Genomic DNA, 22,224 nt, shown 5'->3' with positions numbered 1-22,224 from the left:
GTCAGCCGGGGCGGATGGCTCAAGCTTCTCACTCCGCCGCCTGACTCTTCCCCAGCTTCCTTGCCCCGGTGCCGCGGGTGTAGATGCGGTCGGTGGGCAGCACGGCATCGGCGGCAATCGCCGGCTGGCCCTTCAGCCGCTCATAGATCGGGCCGAAATCCTGCTGCGTCTCGGTGAAGAGCTGGTCGTAGCTGTCGATGACGAAGTAGGTCTCCTGATAGTCGTCGATGCGGTACAGGGTCCGCATCACCCGCTCCAGATCGAAGGCGACACGGTTGGGCGAGGAGTCCTCGATGGAATAGGGCGTCTCCCCTGCCGAGGACAGGATGCCGGCGCCATAGACCTTCAGCCCGTTGTCGCCGTCACGGATCAGCCCGAACTCCACCGTGTACCAGTACAGACGCGCAAGCTGGTCCATGGTGCCAAGCTTCATGGCGCGCAGCCCGCCCTTGCCATAGGCCTCCATATAGTCGGCGAAGACCGGATGCATCAGCAGCGGCACATGGCCGAAGAAGTCGTGGAAGACGTCCGGCTCCTCCAGATAGTCCAGCTCCGCCTCGGTCCTGATCCAGTTGGTCACCGGAAAGCGGCGGCTGGCCAGATGGCCGAAGAAGGCATCCTCCGGGATCAGGCCGGGCACGGCCACGATCTCCCACCCTGTCGCCTGGCGCAGCTTGGCGGAAGCGCGCTCGAAGTCCGGGATACCGTCCCCGGCGTCCAGCCTGGACAGGCAATCCATATATTCAGGGGCGGCGTAGCGCGGCAGCAGCCTGGACTGCCGCTCATACAGACGGCGCCAGCGGTCATGCTCCTCCGCGCTGTAATGGCTCCAGCCCTGGTCGATGGTGAAATCGTCGCGCATGGCCGAGTAATCGCCGCGCAGCGGCTTGGCGGTCTTGCCGGAGTTGGCCGTCTTCTCCTTGAAGCCATCACCCGTCGACATGGTTCGGTTCCTCCCGCCGGTGAATTCTGTTTCCAGCATTTTATCGCGGCATGCCGGGCCATTTCCTTGCGATCCGGCTATGGTGCCCCATTCTCAGGGCAATTTCCTGCTTCAATCCAGGCGGCTGCCGCAACCTTCCGCCGCTGGCCGTTTCGCAGTGCGGCAATGCCGCCTTTCATCCCCGCCGATCCGTTGAGAGCAGCCCGCCCAGGATTTCCGCATGGTACTTGTAGATCAGGGAGAAATGGCCCTCCCCTTCGATGAAGTGCCCCCGCGCGCCTGGAATATTGGCCGCGTACCAGCGGCTGGCCTGCGGCGGCACCGTCCGGTCGGCCAGCCCGTGCCACACGGCCACGGGCGTGCGGATCGCCGACACGTCGAACCCCCAGGGGCTGGCGAAGCACCGGGCATCGTCCAGCGGTCCTTCCACCCCCTGGCGCAGCGCCTCGCGCCAGCCCTCCACGATCAGCTCGTCCGCCCCGCCGCCCAGCACATCCATCTGCGCATAGGCCATGCCGAAGCCGCGGCGCAGCCGGCGGGCGAGGTTCAGCGGATCGCCGCGGTGAATCACCCGGTGGGCGACGCCGGCCGCCAGCCGCATCATCCGCTTCCGCCGCCCCAGATGCAGCAGAAGCCCCGCCGGGCTGTAGCCGCCCAGTCGCCGGCCCGCCGGTCCCAACGGGCAGACCAGCGCCGTGCCGACGATCCGCTCCGGCAGGGCATAAGCGCAGGCCGCGGCGAAGGGGCCGCCGCCCGACATGCCCAGCAGATGCGCCCGCTCGATCTCCAGCGCGTCCATCAGCGCCGCCACATCGTCCGCCCAGTCCAGCAGGGTGCGCCCCGGCCGGGGATCGGACATTCCGTAGCCCGGCCGGTCGAGGGCGATCAGCCGCACGTCGCGGACAGGCAGCAGCCCCGCTTCGCGCCGGCAGTTGGGATAGCCGTGGAAATACAGGACCGGCGGTCCTTCCGGGTCGCCATAGACGGCATAGCCCAGCCGTCGCCCGTCCTTCAGCCATATGGCGTCTTCGCTACGCGCCCGGCATGGGGTTACGGGAATGGTTTCAGGCGGCGCGGTCCAACTCGCGAACATCGAATCCTCAGACGCACTCAGACTGGGCAGGGACGCTCATCCATCCTGCAACGCGCCGCCGGGGGCCGAAGTGCCCTGCCACTCCTCCTGCGCCTGCGGATGCCTCCTAAGCCTCCGCGTCCAGCAGGCTGCGGATCGCCGCCAGCACTTCCTGCGGGCTCAACGGCTTGGTCAGGATCAGGGTATGCGGCCCGGCCAGGATTTCCGAATCCTCGCGCCGGTAGCCGGTGGCGATGATGACCGGCAGGTCCGGCCGGTCTTCCCGGACCCGGCGCACCAGCTCCGCCCCCGACAGCTTCGGCATGCGCAGGTCGGTCACCAGCAGGTCGGCCGGATCGCGCTCATGAATGTCCAGCGCCGCCTGTCCGTTGCCGGCCAGCGATACCCGGAACCCTTTGCGCGTCAAGGCGCGCTCCAGGGCGAGGGCGCTGATCATCTCGTCGTCAGCGACGATCAGGTGACGGGATGCCGTTCCGTCCATGCATGGCCCTCCTCGGTTGGGACCATTCGCGTTTACTCCGATCTCGCGGTCAAGAACGGATGCATGGACGGTTCGTCCTGGCGGACCCCATCCTTGTCACGGACAGCTTTCTCAGGGTGTTGGAAGAGGCCGCGGCTCCGGGTCGCCGTCCAGGTCTGGCGCGGGAGACAGGTCGTTGACCGCGCACAGTCGCTGGACCACAGCGGCCTTGGGGCTCGCCACCTCCCCATGCTCGTAGGCGACCACCTGCAGCCGGTCCCGCGCAAGCTCCAGCAGCTCCCCGCTACGCAGCAGGAAGGCGGAGGAAGAGGGACGGCCCAGCCGCCCGTTGCCGCGGGCGAAGGTCTCATAGATCAGTAGCCCGCCCGGCTCCAGCACCTCTGGCAGGATGGGCAGCAGGGGGCGGTAGAGATAATTGGTCACCACGACCGCGGCGAAGCGCTCCAGCCCCAGAGGCCAGGGATTGCCGTTCTCCAGGTCGGCCCCGACCAGTCGGACGCCGTCGGCCCCCTGCAGGTCGGCGACGCCGCGCAGGTCCAGATCCACTCCGGTGACCGGGTGGCCGCGGTCGTGGAACAGGCGCAGATGCCGCCCCGAGCCGCAGGCCAGGTCCAGCACGGGGCCATGGCTGCGCACCAGCGGCGCGAAGCGGACCACCCAGGGGGAGGGCGGGGACAGGGCGGCATGCGGCAACATCGCGGGCGTCCGGTGATTGTCCAAATTCGTTTTTCCTACCATATTCAGGAAACCATACGACAACCCGGTCGCGGGCGTGCCGGCGCCGCCCGCCCGTTCCTGATAACGGTCATGATCAAGTTCGAACTGAAATGCGCGGAAGGCCACCGGTTCGAGGCTTGGTTCCGCAACAGCGACAGCTATGAGGAGCAGGCGGCGGCCCACGCTATTCACTGTCCCGCCTGCGGCGGCAGGGACGTGGGGAAGGCCCCGATGGCGCCCAGCATCGCCCGCTCCGGCTCCAGACAGCGCGACGTCGGAGCCGATGCCGCCAAGGCGGCGGAACTGATGCAGCAGCTCCGCGAACTGCGTCAGAAGGTGGAGTCCTCCGCCGACTATGTCGGCGACCAGTTCGCGGAAGAGGCGCGGAAGATTCACTACGGCGAGGTGGAGACCCGCGCCATCTATGGCGAAACCACGACGAAGCAGGCCGAGGAGTTGAAGGAGGAGGGAATCTCCTTCGCCCGCATCCCATGGGTTCCGACCCACAATTCCTGACGGACGCCAGCCGGGAAACGGGCGGGCCTCAAGCGGCGGAGCGGTGTTCTCCCGGCAGTTCCACGCACCATACCGAACCGCCGCCCTGACGTGCGCTCTGCTCCAGGCGGGCGCCCACCTGCTCCGCCAGGGATCGCACCAGCGTCAGCCCGATCCCGCCGCCGGTTGCGCCGGAAGGCGGCAGCCCGATTCCGTCATCCTCGACGCGGAGCAGGATGCTCCCGTCGGCGGCCGAGGTCAGCATGACCCGAAGGACTCCGCGCCGCCCATTGGGGAAGGCGTGCTTGAGCGCGTTGGTCAGCAGCTCGTTGACCAGCAGCCCCATGGGAATTGCCGTTTCCAGGTCCAGCGCCAGCGGCTCCGCCTTCATCTCCAGGACAACGCGATCCGGCATGTCCAGATTGGATTCGGCCACGCAGGAGGCGAGGGCCTCCAGATACTCCCCGAAATTCACATTGGCGGGTTGGTTGCTGCGGTACAGCAGCTCGTGCACCAACCCCATGGAGTGGATGCGGTTCAGCGTGTCCTCGAAATTACCGCGCACCTCCGGCGGCATGCGCATCGATTGCAGGCGCAGCAGGCTGGCGATGATCTGAAGATTGTTCTTCACGCGGTGATGCACCTCGCGGAACAGGGTCTCCTTGTCTTTCAGGGCGTTGGACAGGCGGGTATTGGCCTTGGTCAGGGCGGCGGTGCGATCGGCCACCCGGCTTTCCAGCGTGCGGTTGGCCAGTTCCAGCCCCGCCCGCGCCCGCCTTTCCCGCGACGCCCAGCCGATCGCCAGCACCGTCAGGGAAGTGATGCCGACCAGGGACACCGACATGAAGGCCGTGTGCTCCACCACATGGCCCATCCAGCGGTCCTCGACGCTCTGCACGTCCAGCCCGACCAGCACCCAGACATCCTGATGGCCGATCCGATTGATGGCGATGATCCTGTCCATCCCGTCCAGCGGATACACGCCGCGGGCCAGCTCCTCGTCCGGCATCGTCTCAAGCCCCTTCACGGGGGCGGTGTAGCCGACGGCGGCCTGTGCCGGCGGCTGCTGCACCAGCACGCGCCCGTCCTCCCGGACAAGCGCGATGCTCAGCGGGTAGCCGATATCGATGCGGTCGAAGAAGTCCTTGTAATGGGTCGTGGACATCAGGACGGCGGCAACCCCGATGAATCGCCCTTCCGAGCGGATCGGACGCATGATGCCGATCGTGGGCTCTCCGGCGAAGGCGCTGAAGGGATGGCGGCCGACCACCAGTTCGACCTCGCCCGCGGCCAACTGCCGGAAACTGTAGGCGTTGTTGAGATTTACCGGATGCGCCGGGAAAGCCAGGCTGGACAGGATCACCTGTCCCTTGGCGTCCGCAACGAAGGCAGAGTGGATGTGCGGACCGGCTCGGACCAGATCGCGCAGACGCTGGTGGTCCGCCAGGGAAACCGGCGCTCCCTCCGCGGCATGGGCGATGTCCGCCACCTCCCGGACCAGGAACTCGCTCTGCTCGAACAGGCTGTCGGCATGCTGCTCAACCAGAACCGCCGTATGTTGCGCCAGCTTTTCCGCCGTGCGGAACTCCTCGACCCGGTCGTCCCAGGCGCCGTAGCCGAGAAGAAGGGCTACGAACAGCGCCGCCACCGCCCCTACAAGAAGGATCAACCGCGTCCTGGCATTGGACGACCGAAAAGATGCCGCAGAGTCCACGTTGATGGGCATGGGACACGGTTTGTTGCCGCACTCACATCAGAGTGTGCAGTGTTCTCTATCGTCTGTCGACGGAAAGAGACAAATTTTAGCGAACCTATACCTTTTAGACAGCTCGAATGGCATGGAACATGTAGTTCACGTCAAGATCAGTAGAGGATAAGGTAAACCGGTCGTTAACGGGGTTATAGACTACGCCCTTCACTTCCCTGACCTCGGCCCCGTGCCGGCGCAGCCCGTTGATCAGTTCGGACGGGCGCAGGAACTTCCGCCATTCATGCGTTCCGCGCGGCAGCCAGCGCAGCACGTACTCCGCCCCCACGATTGCGAACAGCCAGCTCTTGGGCGTGCGGTTGATGGTGGACATGAACAGCATCCCGCCGGGCCGCGCCATCCGGGTCAGCGCCTCCAGGAACAGGTCGACATCGGCCACATGCTCCACGATCTCCAGCGCCACCACCACGTCGAAGGTCTCGCCGGCGGCGGCCAGCTCCTCCGCCGTGGTGGCGCGGTAATCCACAGCGACTCCGCCTTCCGCCGCATGGGCGGCGGCCGTCTTCACGTTCCGCTCGGCGGCGTCGATGCCCACCACCTCGGCCCCCATCCGGGCCAGCGGCTCCGCGATCAGCCCGCCGCCGCAGCCCACATCCACGATGCGCACGCCGGCCAGCGGCTGCGGCGAAAGCGGATCACGACCCAGATGGGTGCAGACGGCATCGCGGATATAGGCCAGCCGCAGCGGGTTCAGCTTGTGCAGCGGCCGGAACTTGCCCCTGGGGTCCCACCATTCGGCCGCGATCGCCGAAAAGCGCTCGATCTCTCCGGCATCCACGGTGGTGCGGGCGCTGGCCTGTGCGGTCATGGCGGGTTTCCGTTCCTGGCGAAAGAATATGTCAAAGGCATGCGTTCCGGCGGAGGTAGCATTGCCGACCCGACTCCGGAGCCCGGCTTGCATGCCGGGCGCGGGGCGGAGTATGGATAGCCCGCCCCGATCCGGCAAGCCAGCGGCCACAACGCCGCGCGCCGGGCGGGCCGATCAACCTTTCAACAGCCCGGAACGGGAAGTCTGTCATGGCGCGGCTGGTCCTGAAATTCGGCGGAACCTCCGTCGGCGACATCGAGCGCATCAAGAACGTGGCGCTCAAAGTCAAACAGGAGGTCGATGCCGGGCACGAGGTCGCCGTGGTCGTCTCCGCCATGTCCGGCGTGACCAACCAGCTCGTCGAGTATTGCCGCTCCATCTCCCGCATTTATGACGCCCGCGAGTACGACGCCGTGGTCGCGTCGGGGGAGCAGGTGACTAGCGGGTTGCTCGCCATCGCCCTTCAGGAGATCGGCATCCAGGCCCGCTCCTGGCAGGGGTGGCAGATCCCGCTGCGCACCGACGACGTCCACGCCAAGGCCCGGATCGAGCGGATCGAGACGGAAGAGCTGTCCAAGCGCATGTCCACGGGGGAGGTGGCGGTGGTCGCCGGCTTCCAGGGCGTGTCGGCGCGCAACCGCATCTCCACCCTGGGCCGCGGCGGCTCCGACACCTCGGCGGTGGCGCTGGCGGCGGCCCTTGGCGCGGACCGGTGCGACATCTATACCGACGTGGACGGGGTCTACACCACCGACCCGCGCATCGTCACCAAGGCCCGCAAGCTGTCCCGCATCACCTATGAGGAGATGCTGGAGATGGCCTCGCTGGGCGCCAAGGTGCTGCAGACGCGGTCGGTGGAGATGGCCATGAAGCACCGGGTGCGGGTGCAGGTGCTCTCCACCTTCGAGCAGGCGGCGGGCAGCTCCATCCCCGGCACCCTTGTAGTCGATGAGGACGAAATCGTGGAACAGGAACTGGTCAGCGGCATCGCCTACAGCCGGGATGAGGCGAAGGTCACCCTGGTGGGGGTGGAGGACCGCCCCGGCGTCGCCGCCCGCATCTTCGGGCCGCTCACCGATGCGGCGATCAATGTGGACATGATCGTCCAGAACGTGTCGGAGGACGGCAACAGCACCGACATGACCTTCACCGTCGGCAAGGCGGACCTGGACCGCACCGTGCAGGTGCTGGAAAAGGCCAAGACCGACCTCGGCTTCCGCAAGCTGGTGGCCGACAGCAACGTGGTGAAGGTCAGCGTGATCGGCGTCGGCATGCGCAGCCATGCCGGTGTGGCCCAGCGCATGTTCAAGGCGCTGGCCGACCGCGGCATCAACATCCAGGTGATCTCCACCAGCGAGATCAAGGTCTCGGTCCTGATCGCCGAGGAATATACCGAGCTGGCGCTGCGCTCCCTGCACACCGTCTACGGGCTGGACAAGGCCTGACGGCCGGAAACCGCCGCCCTTCTCCGCGGGGGAGGGGCGGCTGGCTGCCTTCAAAGCCGGTCGCAGACATCCCGCGTGCTGGGAACGGGCGCGCAGTGTCTGGTGTGATTGCCGGGACGCACTTCCTGCGTCGTCAGGAAGACGGAATGAACGGTCCAGCCGGGACTGGTGAAATCCTCCAGCATCTCCGGCGTGACCTCGTCAGCGCAGAGCAGCAGGAATTCCGATCCGGCCCGGTCCGCCGCCACCCCATACATCTCGGGACATGACATCCGGCGGCGGCTCAGGAACTTCGTCAGCTTCACCTGATCGGACCCGACGATCTCCGCGATCGGCCGGTCGGTGATCTCCTGTGCTTCGGCAAGCTGCGGATCGTCCGACCCGCAGGCGGCCAACGGAAGAAGAGCGAGCAGCGGCAGGAGCGTCAACCTGCGGAGCATGGCCCGGCTCACTCCGCCGCCACGGCCGCTTCGGCCTGCTTCGCCGCCTCGACCTCGGCAGCCTTGGCTTCGACCAGCTTGACCAGATGGTCCACGATGGCCTCGTCCTTCAGCCGATGGGCCGGCAGACCGCCCAGATAGACCTGATGCGTGCCCTTGCCGCCGCCGGTGAAGCCGATGTCGGTCATGGTGGCTTCGCCCGGTCCATTGACGACGCAGCCGATCACGCTGACGGTCAGCGGCGTGGTGATGTGGGCCAGCCGCTCCTCCAGCACCTCCACCGTCTTGATCACGTCGAACTGCTGGCGGGCGCAGGAGGGGCAGGAGATCACGGTGACGCCGCGGCGGCGCAGGCCCAGGCTCTTCAGCATCTCGTACCCGACCTTCACCTCTTCCACCGGATCGGCGGAGAGGGAGACGCGGATCGTGTCGCCGATGCCGGACCAGAGCAGCATGCCGAGGCCGATGGAGGACTTCACCGTGCCGGCGCGCAGGCCGCCGGCCTCCGTGATGCCGATGTGCAGCGGGTAGTCGCAGGCCTCCGCCAGCCCCTGGTAGGCGGCGACGGCCAGGAACACGTCCGATGCCTTCACCGAAATCTTGAACTCCCGGAAATCGTGGTCCTCCAGGATGCGGGCATGGTCGAGGGCGCTTTCCACCAGCGCGTCCGGGCAGGGCTCCCCGTACTTTTCCAGCAGGTGCTGTTCCAGCGAACCGGCATTGACGCCGATGCGCATGGAGCAGCCATGGTCGCGCGCGGCCTTCACCACCTCCCTGACGCGGTCGGCGCTGCCGATGTTGCCAGGATTGATGCGCAGGCAGGCAGCACCGGCCTCCGCCGCCTCGATGGCGCGTTTGTAGTGGAAGTGGATGTCGGCCACGATCGGGACGCTGGACGCCTTGACGATCTGCTTCAGCGCCGCCGTGCTCTCCACATCGGGGCAGGAGACGCGGACAATGTCGGCCCCGGCCTCCTCCGCCCGCCGGATCTGGTCGATGGTGGCCGCGGCGTCCGCCGTGACCGTGTTGGTCATGGTCTGGACGGTGATGGGCGCGTCGCCGCCGACGGGCACGTTGCCGACCATGATCTGGCGGCTCTTGCGGCGTTCGATCTGGCGCCAGGGGCGGATGGCAGCGGTCATAGCGGACTTCCGGTCAAAAGGGGTGCCGGCCCCCGAACGGCCGGGGCGCCGGACAGCAGTAAGGTGCGGGTCCCGCCCGGCGGGATCAAGGGGCAGGCCGGAATATCAGCCCTGGCCTCCCTGCTGGTTCAGCCGTTCGAGCAGGTCGCCCGGAACCAGGGACACGTTGCGGACCACCCGGCCGCGGCCGCCCAGCGGCGGCAGATCCTGCCCATCGACATTCACCACCACGCCGGCGGCGTTGCCGACCACCGACAGGGCGAGGCCCGGCACGTCGGGCGCGCGGAAGGTGTCGCCGGGGCGCAGGTTGCGGGCGGCCCAGAGCGTGCCGCGGGCATCCCTGATCTCCACCCAGCTATCCTCCACCGCGCGCACCGTGACGCGCACCTGCCCCTCGGTCTGGCCGAAGACGCGCCCGCTGGCGGGCGGCTGGGCCGGCGGCTCCGGAGCGGCAGCCGTCTCCGCGGGCGGTTCGGCCGCGTCCTCCGCCTGAGCCGGACCAGCAGCCGGAGGCGTATCCGCATCCGCGACGGGCGGTTCGGCGGCAGGTGCGGAGCCCGTCGGTTGCTGGACCGCCGGTTCCTGGGCAGGAGGCTGGACCGGTGCGGCGGCGTTGACGGTCGGCTCCGGAGCCGGCGACTCCACCGGGCGGCCATCGGCGTCCACGGTGGGGGAGACGGACAGGTCCGGCGGCAGCTCCACCGTCTCGCTCTCCTCCCCCTCGGCCGCAACGTCGGCGGCGGGGTCGGCCGCGGTCTGGGGGGCGGTGTTCAGGCTTGGGGCGTCAGGCGGAAGCATGGGCGCGCCCGGCCCGGCCGGCGCGTTGCTGGCGCCCACCTCCGGCGCCGTGGGCTGCGACTGGCCGATCAGCTCCTCCACCTGGGTCGGCGGCAGGACCTGGGCCGGTTCAGGCTCCGGCGCCGGTTCGGGAGGCTCCGTTCCGCCGGGGATCAGCCCGGCCATGCGGGCCGGCAGCTCCTGGACCGTTTCCACCACGTTGCGGTCGCTGTTGCTCAGCGCGTACCAGCCGCCATAGGCCACGCCGGCCAGCAGCAGCGCCACGATGATCAGCGCGCCGCCGGGCACCCGGCTCTCATCCGCCGCTTCGGGGAAATACAGCTCGGCCGGCTGCTCCGTCCCCGCCGTCTCCTGCTTGAAGCGGGAGAGGATCGGTCCCGGCTCCAGCCCCACGGTGGTGGCGTAGGTGCGCAGGAAGCCGCTGGTGTAGGCATGGCCGGGCAGCTCGTGCCAGCGGCCCTGCTCGATCGCGTCCAGATAGGGCTGCCGGATGCGGAGGGTCGCGGCCAGATCGGCCAGGGTATAGCCCTTTTCCTCCCGACGGCGCCGCAGAACCTCGCCCACATGGCGCGGGGAGGGGACGTCACCTCCGCCGGGTCCGGGCTGTGCCGTGTCACTCTGAGTCACGTCGGAAATCCTGCGCTAGCCTCTGGTCCGTCCGGCTTTCCATCAGACCTGCCGGAGCCGGAAGCGCCGCCCTGGCCGCCGCCGGACAGGGCCGAACTCTAGCCAATCCGCCCCGCGCACCGCAACCGGCCTGAACCCGGCGGCAGCCCTCTACCCGTTATAGCCGGACCCCATGGTCCCGCGCATAGGCCTTGAGCTGCGGCCGCAGCGAGTGGTCGGGCGACAGGTACAGCCGCTCCATGTAAGCGGAGAGGGAGCCGACATCGAGGGAGCGGACCATGGCCTTCACCTCGAAGAAGGCCGGCGCCGACATGGACAGGCAGCGGATGCCCAGCCCCAGCAGCGCCATGGCGTCCAGCGGCTTCGACGCCATTTCCCCGCACAGCGACAACTGCACCCCCGCCTTGTCGCAGGCCTCCACCAGCCCGCGCAACATGCGCAGCATGGCCGGCGACAGCAGGTCGTAGCGGTTGTTCATGATCGGATTGCCGCGGTCGGCGGCGAACAGGTACTGCAGCATGTCGTTGGAGCCGACGGAAACGAAATCCACACGGCCCAGCAGCGCCTCCAACTGGAACAGCAGGGACGGCACCTCCATCATCACTCCGACCTTGAGGTCGGCGGGCGAGGGATAGCCGTCGGCGGTGAGCTTCTCCAGCTCCAGCTCCAGCACCCGGCGGGCGCGGTCCAGCTCCGCTACCTCCGCCACCATGGGGAACATCACCCTGAGGGCGCGGCCGGCCCCGGCGCGCAGCAGGGCGCGGAGCTGCTTGCGCAGCATGCTGGGCCGGTCCAGCCCGATGCGGATGGCCCGCCAGCCCAGCGCCGGGTTCTCCTCCCCCAGCTCGGGGAAGTAGGGCAGCATCTTGTCGCCGCCGACATCGAGCGTGCGGAACACCACCGGCTTCCCGCCCGCCTCGTCCAGCACCTTGGCATAGGCCTCCTGCTGCACCGACACGTCGGGATAGCTGGGCCGGACCATGAAGGGGATTTCGGTGCGGTAGAGGCCGATGCCGTCGGCGCCCGTGACCTGGAGCTGCGGCAGGTCGATGTGCAGCCCGCAATTCAGCATGAGCCGCACCGGCACCCCGTCGCGGGTCACCGCCGGCAGGTCGCGCAGCCCGGCGAACTCCGCGGCCCGGCGCTGCCGCGCCACCAGCGAGGCGTGGAACAGCTCCTGGATGTCCTCCGCCGGGCGAACGAAGAGCTGGCCGTTGTCCCCGTCCACGATCAGGAAATCCAGCGTCTCCACCCGGGTCAGCACTTCCGAGCACTGGCCCACCACGGGAATGTCCAGCGCCTTGGCCACGATGGCGACATGGCTGTAGGCCGCCCCTTCCTCCAGCACCAGCCCGCGCAGCTTCCGGCGGTCGTAGTCCAGCAGCTCGGCCGGGCCCAGGTTGCGGGCGACCAGGATGCACTCGTCCGGAAGGGTGCCGCCCATGGCGTCCACCGGCTTGCCGGTGAGATGCATCAGCAGCCGGTTGGTGATGTCGTCCAGATCCAGCAGCCGGTCGCGCAGATAGGGATCGGCGATGGCCTGCATGCGGGCGCGGTTGTCGTTCTGCACCCGCTGCACCGCGGCTTCCGCCGTGAGGCCGGTGCGGATCGCCTCGCGGATGCGGTTCAGCCAGCCGCGGTCGGAGGCGACCAGCCGGTAGGTCTGCATGATCTCCGCATGCTCGCCATCCGATTCGCCCACCGCGATCATCATCTGGTCGATGGCGGAATGCATGCTGTCCACGGCCTGCTTCAGCCGCACCAGCTCTGCCTCCGGATCGTCGGCCACCATCTGGCGCACGGTGAGCTGGGGCCGGTGCAGCACGGCCAGCCCCATGCCGACGCCACGGTTCAGGCTGACCCCGTCCAGGCGCGACGGCAGCAGCACCAGATCGTTGACCAGCGACAGCTCCCGGCTGTCCACCAGGTCGCCGGCGGCCACCAGCTCCGCCACGATCATGGCGATGGTCTGGAGTGTCTCCACCTCCTGCTCGTGGTAGTCGCGGCGTTCGGTGTGCTGGATCGCCAGCACGCCGCGGACCCGGCCGCCGCGCAGGATCGGCACGGCCATGAAGCTGTTGAACGGGTCCTCGCCCGTTTCCGGGCGGTAGGCGAAGTTGGGATGGCTCTGCGCGTTGGCCAGCGCCACGGGACGGGAATGGGCCGCGACGTCGCCGACCAGACCCTCGCCCACCCGCAGGCGGGTCTTGTGCACGGCGCCGGGATTCAGACCGATGGTGCTGAACAGCTCCAGCACCTCGCCGGCCCGCATCACGTAGCAGGAGCAGACATCGGCCCCCATCTCATGGGCGATGGTCTTGACGATCTTGTCCAGCCGGTCCTGGGCGGAGCCGCTGCCGGCCATGACGTCCCGCAGCCGCGCCAGCAGCCGCCGCGCGCCCGATGCGGGGTCCGGCGGCTCGCCCCGTCCCATGATGCTCGACAGAATGCTCATCGACTGACCGCGTCCTCTACCATCGGTCCCTTCTAGCATCGGACCGGCCCCCTGTCACAGGGGAGTGCAGGGGGCGGACCGGCGCATCCCGCATGAACGGCAGGTGGATGAAGTGGAACGCCGTGCAGAGGATTCCGGGGCGGGGCTCCCATCAGTCTTTTCTAATGCGAGGCGATCCGCAGGACCACGGCTCAATGCGCTATAACGCCCATAACGCGTCTCTTGACGCACCTAACGCAACGCTCGCCGGCCCCTGTTCCTCACCTGTCCCAAGACCCGGCCGCGGAGGGCACGGCGGACGGAACATAGCAGGGATTAGGATTATTGTCTCGGGATGTTCGGTGGGTTCGGGCAAGCGGGGTGTCGCAATTCGGCCCTGCGGGCCTGCTTGCGACCTACGGCGAGGTGAGGGCCCGGCGCGTAGGTCGCATGGAGCGGAGCGGAATGCGACGGTGGGGCGGGCTTGGGGGATGTCGCATTCCGCTGCGCTGCATGCGACCTACGGCGATGGGGGGGACATCCGCCCGGACAAGGCCGCTTCGGCCTGTTGCACCAGCTCGGCCAGGATGTCGGCGCAGGGCTGTTCCCGGGTGACCAGACCCACGGACTGGCCGGCCATCACGGAGCCGGTTTCGACATCGCCGTCCACCACGGCGCGGCGGAGCGCGCCGGCCCAGAAATGCTCGATCTCCAACTGGGCGGCCTTCTGGTCCAGCTCGCCGCGGTTGAAGCGCTCGATCACCTCGCGCTGCTTCTCCATGAAGCGGCGGGTGCCCTCGTTCTGGAGGGCGCGGACGGGGATGACGGGGAAGCGGGGGTCGATCTGGACGCTGGGGATGGCGTCGCGCGCACCGGCGCGGATGAAGGCCTTCTTGAAGTTGGGGTGCGCCCGGCACTCGCTGGCGCAGACGAAGCGGGTGCCGAGCTGCACGCCGGCCGCCCCCATCTCCAGATAGCTCAGCATCGCCTCGCCCCGGCCGATGCCGCCGGCGACGAAGACCGGGACATCGCGGATTTCCGGCAGGATCTCCTGCGCCAGCACGGAGGTGGAGACCGGGCCGATATGGCCGCCGGCCTCCATCCCCTCGATCACCAGCGCGTCGACGCCGCTGCGCACCAGCTTCTTCGCGATGACCAGGGCCGGGGCGAAGCACATCACCTTGGCCCCGCCCTCCTTCAGCGCCTTGATCGCGGTGCCGGGCGGCAGGCCGCCGGCCAGCACCACCACGCCCACCCTCTCCTCCAGGCAGACCTGGACGAGCTGGTCGAGCTGGGGATGCAGGGTGATGAGGTTGACGCCGAAGGGCCTGGCCGTCAGTTCCCGCGTGGCGCGGATCTCCGCCCGCAGCACCTCCGGCGGCATGGAGCCGGAGGCGAGGACCCCGAACCCGCCGCCATTGCTGATCGCGGAGACCAGGTGCCGGTCGCTGACCCAGGTCATGGCCCCGCCCATGATGGCAAGCTCCGTGCCCAGGAAATCGCGGCCACGCTGCCAGAGACGGTCCAGCCGGCTGCGGGCGGATGTGGCGGTCATGAAAGAATCCTCAACGGTCAAGCACCCGCATTGTTCGGCGGGGTGGTGGAAAACGGGCCGGAATGTGACACTGCACCGCAGCAAGGGCAAGGGAATGCCGCGGGCGGCCGGGAGCGTGGCGGGGGCGGCCGGCGCTGGGATGTCGCAATCCGCTTCGCTGCTTGCGACCTACGGGCGTCGCGGAAAAAACTTCGGCGGGGCTGTCGGGACGGCGATCCCCCGTACGTCCTTGGGGCAGGACCATATAAGGGAGGCATTCATGTCCTATGTCGACGGCTTCGTGCTGGCGGTGCCGAAGCAGAATATCGAAGCCTACAGGAAAATGGCCCAGACGGCCGGGGAGGTTTGGAAGGAGCATGGCGCCCTGGCCTATGTGGAATGCGTCGGGGACGACGTTCCCTATGGCGAGCTGACCTCCTTCCCGCGCGCGGTGCAGGCCACGGAGGACGAGACCGTGGTGTTCGCCTGGATCGTCTATGAATCCCGCGAGCAGCGCGACGCCGTCAACGCCAAGGTCATGGCCGATCCCCGGCTGAAGGACAGCATGACCAACGCGCCCTTCGACGGGAAGCGCATGATCTATGGCGGGTTCAACACATTGCTGGAGATGTGAGGGGCGCTCATCCTCCGGCCCGGCGGGACGCTTCCCTGGTGACCCCGCGGCCGGGATGGCCTATATCCACGGGCCGGAGGATGAAGTCCCGTGAATTTGAGACTGGAAGACCGTTTCGCGGAAGCGCTGGGCAAGGTGGCCATGCGCTTCGACGAGCTGCGCGACATGCTGGCGTCCGGCACGCTTTCCGGCGACGCCTTCGTGCGCGCCAGCCAGGAATATGCCGAGCTGGAGCCGGTGGCAGCCGCCATCGCCGACCTGAAGCGCGCCCGCGCCGACCTGGACGAGCTACGCGCCATGGCGGAGGACCCGGCGGCGGATGCCGACATGCGGGCGCTGGCGGAGGAGGAGCTGGACGCGGCCCAGCGCCGGCTGCCGGAGATCGAGCACAAGATCCTGCTGGCCCTGCTGCCCAAGGACGAGGCGGACGAGAAGAACGCCATCCTGGAGGTGCGCGCCGGCACCGGCGGGGAGGAGGCGGCCCTGTTCGCCGCCGAGCTGTTCGAAATGTACCGGCGCTATGCCGGGCTGCGCGGCTGGCGCTTCGAAACCATCGAGGTGAACGAGACCGGCCTTGGCGGCTACAAGGAGGCCAGCGCCACCATCACCGGGCGCGGCGTGTTCCGGCGGCTGAAATTCGAGAGCGGTGCGCACCGCGTGCAGCGCGTGCCGGAGACGGAGGGGGGCGGGCGCATCCACACCTCCGCCGCCACCGTGGCGGTGCTGCCGGAGGCGGAGGATGTGGACATCCAGATCGATGACAAGGACCTCCGCATCGACGTCTTCCGGTCCCAGGGCTCGGGCGGGCAGTCGGTGAACACCACCGACAGCGCCGTGCGCATCACCCACCTGCCCACCGGGCTGGTGGTGCAGTGCCAGGACGAGAAGTCCCAGCACAAGAACAAGGCCAAGGCGCTGAAGGTGCTGCGCGCCCGCCTCTACGACGCCGAGCGCAGCCGCGCCGACGCCGAGCGCGCCGCAAACCGCAAGAACCAGGTCGGCACCGGCGACCGGTCGGAGCGCATCCGCACCTACAACTTCCCCCAGGGCCGCGTCACCGACCACCGCATCAACCTGACGCTCTATAAGATCGACAAGGTGATGGTGGGCGAAGCGCTGGATGAGCTGGTGGACGCCCTGATCGCCCAGGACGAGGCGGAGCGGCTGGCGGAGCTGGAGTAGGGGCGTGCCCGGATTTCCAACCATGGCGGCCATCAATCTCCGTCACTCCGGCGAAAGCCATGGCTGAACAGAGGACCCTTTCCGACCTCCTGAAATCCGCCGAGGCGCGCCTTGCCGCCGCCGGGGTGGACAGTCCGGCGCTGGATGTGCGCTGGCTGGCGGAGCATGCCTTCGGCCTGACCCGGACGGAGCTGCGCAGCCGGGGCAGGGACCTGCCGGACCCGCAACGGGCCGCCGCGTTCGAGCAGCTGCTGGCACGACGGGAGAAGCGGGAGCCCTTGCAGCGGCTGCTGGGAAGCTGGGAGTTCTGGGGGCTTGAGCTGGCGTTGGGGCCGGACACGCTGATCCCGCGCGCCGATACGGAAACGCTGGTGGAGGCCGTGCTGCGCCGCCGGCCGGACCGGGCGCGGCCCTGGCGCGTCCTGGACCTCGGCACCGGCACCGGGGCGATCCTGTTGGCGCTGCTGCACGAATACCGGGCGGCCGCCGGTGTCGGCGTGGATTTCAGCCCCGGCGCGGCCTCCGTCGCGTCGTTGAATGCAAGACGGCTGGGCCTGTCGGACCGGGCGGTTTTCCTGGTGGGAAGCTGGGCGGACGCGCTGGGCGGCGGGCAGTTCGACATTCTGGCGTCCAACCCGCCCTATATCCCGGACGCGGATATCGCGGGGCTGGAGCCGGAGGTGGCGCTGCATGAGCCCCGGCTGGCGCTGGCGGGCGGGGCGGACGGGCTGGACCCCTATCGCCACCTTGCCCGGGAGGCGCTCCGGCTGCTGGCGCCCGGCGGGCTGATTGCGCTGGAGCATGGGTTCGACCAGGGGGAGGCCGTGCGGGAGCTGTTGAACCAAGCGGGTCTTTCCGGGGCCGAAACGCTGGCCGATCTGGGCGGGCGACCCCGTGTGACCTGTGCAACGCTCCCCTGAAGAGCGGGTTTGAGCGAAAGAATTGTGTTGGAATGGGCTGCGCTAGCGTTTAGAACCTATTTCAGTAGGCAGACGAACTCCCAGACGGTGATGGCGCAGACGAAGTGGAGCATGGCTTCATAGGTGTCGGCGCGCTTTTCCCATCGGACGAGGATGCGGCGGTATCGGTTCAGCCAGGAATGTGCCCGCTCGATCATCCAGCGGCGGGGTTGGTGCGGGTGGGCGGGCGTTGCCGTGCGATCCTCACCCCTGCGGCGGATGTGGGTCGTGAGCCTGTAATCATACCCAAGCTGCCGCGGCCCGTCATAGTCGTAGCCCTTATCGAGGCAGAGATGCTGAGGATGCGCTGGGGTGGGCTCAGGCCGCGGCACGACAACAGCCTCAAGCGTCTGCTCCAGCAGCTTGAAGTCGATCACGTTGGCGCCAGCGACCGCGAGGCCGAGGGGGAGGCCGCGTCCATCGGTCAGCAGGGACCGCTTGGTGCCCAGCTTGGAGCGGTCGGTCGGGTTGGGGCCGACTTTTTTCCCCGCCCAACGGTGCCTTGGTCATTGCTCCGTCTGCCGACATCCAACTCCAATCAATCCCGACCAGGCCGTCATAGGCCAGCAGCCCCTCACGCCAGAAGGCCTCGAACACACCGGCCTCGGTCCATTCGCGAAAACGGCGGTAGGCGGAAGATGGCGAACAGATGCCGGTGGCTTTGAGCGCCTGCCACTGACTACCCGTGCGCAGGACAAAGAAGATCGCGTCCATCGCGGCGCGATCTGGAACCCGCGGATTATGGCAGCCCAGCGGATGCGCTGGACGCTCCGGCAGCAGCGGCTCCATGCGCCACCAGAGCTCATCCGGCAACCGCCAGCCATCGTCCTGGACCAATCTCCCCATCGTGACCTCCACCCGTTGAAGAGCAAAAGTCCAACAGCCCAGATACGGCAAGCTCCCTACTGGAATAGGCTCTTAGGGTCGCAGCCATGCGGAAACCGCCGTTTTCGGCTGATTCCGCCTGATGCCCCCGGATTGGGGCCTCACCGTGGACAATTTCCCGGGGACCGGCCTCGCGCGATGCGCGGGACGCAACCTCGTCGGAGTCCAGGGTGCGGGATCCGCGGCGATGACGCCCGGATCGGAATTCCGGCGGCGCAAACTTAATCGGGGCAGAGCAATATCCGTATGAGACAGGGACAGAACTCTCGGCGCTCGCGCGGCCGCGGCGGCAACAACAATTCCGGTGGCGGTGGTGGCGGCGGTGGCGGTGGCGGCAATCGCCGCCAGAACGTGCCGCTGCGGCATCAGAACTTCGACAGCAACGGCCCGGACGTCCGTATCCGCGGCAGCGCCTTCCAGGTCTATGAGAAGTACCTGGCCCTGGCCCGCGATGCGCAGACATCCGGTGATCGGGTCGCGGCGGAGAACTACTTCCAGCATGCGGAGCATTACTTCCGCATCATCAATCAGATCAATGAGCAGGAAGGCCGCCAGCGTCAGGGCAATCCCCGCCATGACGGCAACGGCTACGGCCAGCCCAACGGCGCCGAGCAGGACGGCGATGAGGGCGAAGGCGATGCCGGCGGTGGCGACGACGACCGCGAAGCGGTCACTGTCTGAGGCCATCCGGTCCTGATCGATGAGGTGAGCCGGCCGCGGTCTTCGCGGCCGGCTTTGGCGTGTCTGCTGTTTGCTGTGCTGGAAACGTCGCAATCCGCTGCGCTTCTTGCGACCTACGGCGGATGAGGGTGCCGTAGGTCGCAAGGAGGCCGAAGGCCGGATTGCGACAACCCGCCCCGATCCGCCTCAGTGCGCCTCGTCCCAGTTGGGACCGAGGCCGGCTTCGGCGACCAGCGGCACGCCCAGCGTGGCGGCCCCTTCCATCACTTCGCGCACCAGCCTGGACGTAGCTTCCGCCTCCGCCTCCGGCACTTCGAACAGAAGTTCGTCATGGACCTGGAGCAGCATGCGGGCATTCAGGCCGGCATCCTTCAGGGCAGGGGGCAGGCGCACCATGGCGCGCTTGATGATGTCGGCGGCCGTGCCCTGGACGGGGGCGTTGATGGCCTGCCGCTCGGCATAGGCGCGGCGGTTCGCGTTCTTTTCCTGGATGCCCTGAATCCAGCATTTGCGGCCCAACAGCGTCTCCACATAGCCGTGGGTGCGGGCGAACTCCTTGGTGGTCTCCATGTAGTTCTGGAGTTCCGGGAACCGCTCGAAATACTGCTTGATGAAGGCCCCGGCCTCGCCCGGCATGATGCCGAGCTGCCGGCCCAGCCCGAAGCTGGAGATGCCGTAGATGATGCCGAAATTGATGGCCTTGGCCCGACGGCGGATTTCGCCGGTCATCTGGTCCAGCGGCACGCCGAACACCTGGCTGGCCGTCATGGCATGGATGTCGATGTTTTCCTGGAAGGCGCGCTTCAGGGCCGGGATCCCGGCCATGTCGGCCACCAGCCGCAGTTCGATCTGGCTGTAATCCACCGACAGGATCAGATGGCCGGGGGCGGCCACGAAGGCGCGGCGGATCTTGCGCCCCTCCTCCGTCCGGATCGGGATGTTCTGGAGGTTCGGCTCCGAGGAGGAGAGGCGACCGGTGGAGGTCAGCGCCAGGGCGAAGCTGGTATGGACCCGGCCGGTTTCCGGGTTGATCTGGCTGCCCAGCGCGTCGGTATAGGTGCTCTTCAGTTTGGAGATCTGCCGCCAGTCCAGCACCTTCTGGCAGATGTCGTGGCCCTGTTCGGCCAGCGCCTCCAGCACGGAGCTGTCGGTGGAATAGGCGCCGGTCTTGCCCTTCTTGCCGCCCTTGATCCCCATCTCCTCGAACAGCACCTCGCCCAGCTGCTTGGGGCTGCCGACATTGAAGGGGTGGCCGGCCAGACGGTGGATTTCGGCCTCCGTCTCCGCCATGCGCACGGCGAAATCGGCGGACATGGCCTTCAGCACGGCCGGGTCCACCAGCACGCCCGCCATCTCCATCTCCGCGATCACGGGGATCAGGGGGCGCTCGATGGTCTCGTACAGGGTCACGGCGCGGCCCTGGACGACGTCATGCTTCAGCACCTGCCAGAGGCGCAGGGTGATGTCCGCATCCTCCGCCGCATATTCGGTGGCCTTGTCCAGCGGAACCCGGTCGAAGGTGATGCGCGCCTTGCCGGTGCCGGTGACGCTGTCATAGCTGACGCAGCTATGGCCCAGCAGGCGGACCGCCAGCTCATCCATGCCGTGCCCGTGCTTGCCCGCGCCCAGCACGTAGGACAGCAGCATGGTGTCGTCCAGCGGCGCGATACGGAGGTCGCCGCCCGCGGCCTTGCGCAGGACCTGGAGGTCGAACTTCACATTGTGCCCGACCTTCAGCACCGCCGGGTCCTCCAGCAGCGGGCGCAGCCGGCTGATGGCGTCCTCGACGGCGATCTGCTTCGGGGCCGACGGGGCGGTGCCGAAATCCAGGCCGCCCGCGGACGCCGCCGGGGCGGACGGGTCCACATGGCCCAGCGGGATGTAGCAGGCGCGGCCCGGCTCGACGGACATGGAGATGCCGACCAGCTTGGCCGACATGGGCGTCAGCCCCACTGTCTCCGTATCCACCGCCACCACTCCGGCTTCCGTCGCGCGGGCGATCCAGCCGTCCAGCGTGTCCAGATCGGTGACGGTGACATACTCGACCGTGGCGGGCCTGACCGGGACGAAGTCGCCGCTGCGCGCCTCCACCGGCTGGGGGGCGTAGCTGCGGTTGTTGAGCTGGGCGCGGGCCTGACCGGCATCGGAGGGGGGCGGCAGCAAGGCTCCGGCGGCGCTGGCGGCGGCATCCACCAGCCTGCCATCCTCCGCCAGCTCCGCCTCCACCTTGTGGATCACGGTGCGGAAGCCCTGGATCTTCAGCCAGTCGATCAGCTTCCGGTGGTCCGGCTCGCGCACCTTCAGCTCATCCACGTCGACCGGCACCGGCACATGCTGGTCCAGCCGGACGAGCTGCTTGGAGATGCGGGCCTGGTCCGCAAAGGTGGTCAGCTTCTCCCGCCGGCCGGCCTGCTTGATCTCATGCGCCCGCTCCAGCAGGGCTTCCAGGCTGCCATATTCGGTGATGAGCTGGGCGGCGGTCTTGACGCCGATGCCGGGCACGCCGGGGACATTGTCCACGCTGTCGCCGGCCAGGGCCTGGACATCCACCACCTTCTCCGGCGGCACGCCGAACTTCTCCGCCACCTCCTCCGGCCCGATGAGCTTGTTCTTCATCGGGTCCATCATGCGGATACCGTCGCGGACGAGCTGCATCAGGTCCTTGTCGGACGAGACGATGGTGACCGGCCGGCCCTGCTCATTGGCGAGGCGGGCGTAGGTCGCGATCAGATCGTCGGCCTCATACCCTTCGAGCTGGAGGCAGGGCAGGCAGAAGGCGTCCACCGCCTCCCGGATCAGGGCGAACTGGGGGCGCAGATCCTCCGGCGGTTCCGGCCGGTGGGCCTTGTACTCGGCATAGATCTGGGTGCGGAAATTCTCGCGCTTGCTGTCGAACACCACGGCGACGGCATCGGCCTTCTGGTCGGCCAGCAACTTCATCAGCATGTTGGTGAAGCCCAGCACGGCATTGACCGGCGTGCCGTCCGGCCGGTTCAGCGGCGGCAGCGCGTGATAGGCGCGGAAGATGAAGCCGGACCCGTCCACCAGATAGAGCGGAGCCTGCTGCTGGCCGGCCACGGGGGCGGAGGTGTCGGTGGCGGCCGTGGCCGTGTCGGTGGTCATGCGCGCATGTCCGGGCTATCGGGATCGGTCGCCCG

19 protein-coding genes are annotated in these 22,224 nt (G+C 68.1%); 6 read left to right on the top strand and 13 right to left on the bottom strand.

The window, feature by feature from the left end; translation table 11 throughout:
• Positions 1-28: 28 nt before the first annotated feature.
• From phhA to DOL89_RS12665, 4 genes are all read right to left on the bottom strand, one after another.
• A complete protein-coding gene (gene phhA, locus DOL89_RS12680; protein WP_119680409.1) occupies positions 29-943 on the bottom strand; it encodes a phenylalanine 4-monooxygenase in 915 nt (304 codons plus the stop codon).
• 175 nt (positions 944-1,118) lie between these two features.
• Positions 1,119-2,036 carry an alpha/beta fold hydrolase gene (locus tag DOL89_RS12675; RefSeq protein ID WP_119679485.1) on the bottom strand — a complete coding sequence of 306 codons (918 nt, stop codon included), beginning with the start codon at positions 2,034-2,036 and terminating at the stop codon, positions 1,119-1,121.
• Between the two features lie 106 nt (positions 2,037-2,142).
• Entirely contained in the window at positions 2,143-2,517 is a 375-nt protein-coding gene (locus tag DOL89_RS12670; RefSeq protein ID WP_119679484.1) for a response regulator, read from the bottom strand.
• Between the two features lie 111 nt (positions 2,518-2,628).
• The gene (locus tag DOL89_RS12665; protein ID WP_119679483.1) at positions 2,629-3,213 is read right to left on the bottom strand and encodes a class I SAM-dependent methyltransferase; all 585 of its coding nucleotides are present in this window, start codon (positions 3,211-3,213) and stop codon (positions 2,629-2,631) included.
• 111 nt (positions 3,214-3,324) lie between these two features.
• On the opposite strand from DOL89_RS12665, the gene DOL89_RS12660 reads away from it, so the two are divergent.
• A complete protein-coding gene (locus DOL89_RS12660; RefSeq protein WP_119679482.1) occupies positions 3,325-3,750 on the top strand; it encodes a DUF1178 family protein in 426 nt (141 codons plus the stop codon).
• A gap of 28 nt (positions 3,751-3,778) precedes the next feature.
• Here DOL89_RS12660 and DOL89_RS12655 read toward each other — a convergent pair whose 3' ends face one another.
• Positions 3,779-5,398 (bottom strand): sensor histidine kinase, encoded by a 1,620-nt coding sequence (locus DOL89_RS12655; RefSeq protein WP_162937487.1) that lies wholly within the window; start codon positions 5,396-5,398, stop codon positions 3,779-3,781.
• A 151-nt stretch (positions 5,399-5,549) separates the two neighbouring features.
• Positions 5,550-6,305: a bifunctional 2-polyprenyl-6-hydroxyphenol methylase/3-demethylubiquinol 3-O-methyltransferase UbiG gene (gene ubiG / locus DOL89_RS12650; RefSeq protein WP_119679480.1), complete on the bottom strand. Its 756-nt coding sequence runs from the start codon at positions 6,303-6,305 to the stop codon at positions 5,550-5,552.
• 209 nt (positions 6,306-6,514) lie between these two features.
• On the opposite strand from ubiG, the gene DOL89_RS12645 reads away from it, so the two are divergent.
• Positions 6,515-7,750 (top strand): aspartate kinase, encoded by a 1,236-nt coding sequence (locus tag DOL89_RS12645; RefSeq protein ID WP_119679479.1) that lies wholly within the window; start codon positions 6,515-6,517, stop codon positions 7,748-7,750.
• Between the two features lie 50 nt (positions 7,751-7,800).
• On the opposite strand, the gene DOL89_RS12640 is transcribed toward DOL89_RS12645, so the two are convergent.
• The 5 genes from DOL89_RS12640 to DOL89_RS12620 form a co-directional block, all read right to left on the bottom strand.
• Complete coding sequence (locus DOL89_RS12640) at positions 7,801-8,190, bottom strand: hypothetical protein (protein WP_119679478.1); 390 nt, start codon at positions 8,188-8,190, stop codon at positions 7,801-7,803.
• Positions 8,191-8,198: 8 nt separating this feature from the next.
• The gene (gene ispG, locus DOL89_RS12635) at positions 8,199-9,332 is read right to left on the bottom strand and encodes a flavodoxin-dependent (E)-4-hydroxy-3-methylbut-2-enyl-diphosphate synthase (RefSeq protein ID WP_119679477.1); all 1,134 of its coding nucleotides are present in this window, start codon (positions 9,330-9,332) and stop codon (positions 8,199-8,201) included.
• A gap of 105 nt (positions 9,333-9,437) precedes the next feature.
• Positions 9,438-10,757 (bottom strand): helix-turn-helix domain-containing protein, encoded by a 1,320-nt coding sequence (locus DOL89_RS12630; RefSeq protein WP_119679476.1) that lies wholly within the window; start codon positions 10,755-10,757, stop codon positions 9,438-9,440.
• 157 nt (positions 10,758-10,914) lie between these two features.
• On the bottom strand, positions 10,915-13,212 hold the full coding sequence (gene ptsP / locus DOL89_RS12625; protein WP_225889785.1) for a phosphoenolpyruvate--protein phosphotransferase: 2,298 nt from the start codon (positions 13,210-13,212) through the stop codon (positions 10,915-10,917).
• 499 nt (positions 13,213-13,711) lie between these two features.
• Positions 13,712-14,746 carry an NAD(P)H-dependent flavin oxidoreductase gene (locus tag DOL89_RS12620; RefSeq protein WP_119679475.1) on the bottom strand — a complete coding sequence of 345 codons (1,035 nt, stop codon included), beginning with the start codon at positions 14,744-14,746 and terminating at the stop codon, positions 13,712-13,714.
• 259 nt (positions 14,747-15,005) lie between these two features.
• Between DOL89_RS12620 and DOL89_RS12615 the strand changes: the two genes are divergently transcribed.
• The 3 genes from DOL89_RS12615 (at position 15,006) to prmC (ending at position 17,461) form a co-directional block, all read left to right on the top strand.
• Positions 15,006-15,359, top strand: coding sequence for a DUF1428 domain-containing protein (locus DOL89_RS12615; RefSeq protein ID WP_119679474.1), 354 nt, complete (start codon positions 15,006-15,008; stop codon positions 15,357-15,359).
• Between the two features lie 141 nt (positions 15,360-15,500).
• A complete protein-coding gene (gene prfA / locus DOL89_RS12610) occupies positions 15,501-16,541 on the top strand; it encodes a peptide chain release factor 1 (protein ID WP_404813497.1) in 1,041 nt (346 codons plus the stop codon).
• 59 nt (positions 16,542-16,600) lie between these two features.
• On the top strand, positions 16,601-17,461 hold the full coding sequence (prmC, locus tag DOL89_RS12605) for a peptide chain release factor N(5)-glutamine methyltransferase (RefSeq protein ID WP_119679473.1): 861 nt from the start codon (positions 16,601-16,603) through the stop codon (positions 17,459-17,461).
• Between the two features lie 56 nt (positions 17,462-17,517).
• On the opposite strand, the gene DOL89_RS12600 is transcribed toward prmC, so the two are convergent.
• Positions 17,518-18,346, bottom strand: a protein-coding gene (locus DOL89_RS12600; protein ID WP_119678677.1) for an IS5 family transposase whose coding sequence is annotated in 2 segments (ribosomal slippage) — positions 17,518-17,976 and positions 17,978-18,346 — 828 coding nt in all. Because the reading frame shifts where the segments join, the coding sequence is not laid out codon by codon here.
• 285 nt (positions 18,347-18,631) lie between these two features.
• On the opposite strand from DOL89_RS12600, the gene DOL89_RS12595 reads away from it, so the two are divergent.
• Positions 18,632-19,066, top strand: coding sequence for a DUF4167 domain-containing protein (locus DOL89_RS12595; RefSeq protein ID WP_119679472.1), 435 nt, complete (start codon positions 18,632-18,634; stop codon positions 19,064-19,066).
• Positions 19,067-19,252: 186 nt separating this feature from the next.
• On the opposite strand, the gene polA is transcribed toward DOL89_RS12595, so the two are convergent.
• Positions 19,253-22,189, bottom strand: a complete 2,937-nt coding sequence (polA, locus tag DOL89_RS12590) for a DNA polymerase I (RefSeq protein WP_119679471.1) — start codon at positions 22,187-22,189, stop codon at positions 19,253-19,255.
• Between the last annotated feature and the right edge of the window lie 35 nt (positions 22,190-22,224).

This window comes from Indioceanicola profundi, assembly GCF_003568845.1.
Classification (GTDB): domain Bacteria; phylum Pseudomonadota; class Alphaproteobacteria; order Azospirillales; family Azospirillaceae; genus Indioceanicola; species Indioceanicola profundi.
The sequence above is the reverse complement of the archived record's forward strand: the minus strand, read 5'-3'. Positions and strand labels throughout refer to the sequence as shown.

What these genes read in the sequence shown, in the direction of transcription:
- phhA (WP_119680409.1), bottom strand. Translation starts at nt 943, where the DNA reads ATGTCGACGGGTGATGGCTTCAAGGAGAAGACGGCCAACTCCGGCAAG.
- DOL89_RS12675 (WP_119679485.1), bottom strand. Translation starts at nt 2,036, where the DNA reads ATGTTCGCGAGTTGGACCGCGCCGCCTGAAACCATTCCCGTAACCCCA.
- DOL89_RS12670 (WP_119679484.1), bottom strand. Translation starts at nt 2,517, where the DNA reads ATGGACGGAACGGCATCCCGTCACCTGATCGTCGCTGACGACGAGATG.
- DOL89_RS12665 (WP_119679483.1), bottom strand. Translation starts at nt 3,213, where the DNA reads ATGTTGCCGCATGCCGCCCTGTCCCCGCCCTCCCCCTGGGTGGTCCGC.
- DOL89_RS12660 (WP_119679482.1), top strand. Translation starts at nt 3,325, where the DNA reads ATGATCAAGTTCGAACTGAAATGCGCGGAAGGCCACCGGTTCGAGGCT.
- ubiG (WP_119679480.1), bottom strand. Translation starts at nt 6,305, where the DNA reads ATGACCGCACAGGCCAGCGCCCGCACCACCGTGGATGCCGGAGAGATC.
- DOL89_RS12645 (WP_119679479.1), top strand. Translation starts at nt 6,515, where the DNA reads ATGGCGCGGCTGGTCCTGAAATTCGGCGGAACCTCCGTCGGCGACATC.
- DOL89_RS12640 (WP_119679478.1), bottom strand. Translation starts at nt 8,190, where the DNA reads ATGCTCCGCAGGTTGACGCTCCTGCCGCTGCTCGCTCTTCTTCCGTTG.
- ispG (WP_119679477.1), bottom strand. Translation starts at nt 9,332, where the DNA reads ATGACCGCTGCCATCCGCCCCTGGCGCCAGATCGAACGCCGCAAGAGC.
- ptsP (WP_225889785.1), bottom strand. Translation starts at nt 13,212, where the DNA reads ATGAGCATTCTGTCGAGCATCATGGGACGGGGCGAGCCGCCGGACCCC.
- DOL89_RS12620 (WP_119679475.1), bottom strand. Translation starts at nt 14,746, where the DNA reads ATGACCGCCACATCCGCCCGCAGCCGGCTGGACCGTCTCTGGCAGCGT.
- DOL89_RS12615 (WP_119679474.1), top strand. Translation starts at nt 15,006, where the DNA reads ATGTCCTATGTCGACGGCTTCGTGCTGGCGGTGCCGAAGCAGAATATC.
- prfA (WP_404813497.1), top strand. Translation starts at nt 15,501, where the DNA reads ATGCGCTTCGACGAGCTGCGCGACATGCTGGCGTCCGGCACGCTTTCC.
- prmC (WP_119679473.1), top strand. Translation starts at nt 16,601, where the DNA reads ATGGCTGAACAGAGGACCCTTTCCGACCTCCTGAAATCCGCCGAGGCG.
- DOL89_RS12595 (WP_119679472.1), top strand. Translation starts at nt 18,632, where the DNA reads ATGAGACAGGGACAGAACTCTCGGCGCTCGCGCGGCCGCGGCGGCAAC.
- polA (WP_119679471.1), bottom strand. Translation starts at nt 22,189, where the DNA reads ATGACCACCGACACGGCCACGGCCGCCACCGACACCTCCGCCCCCGTG.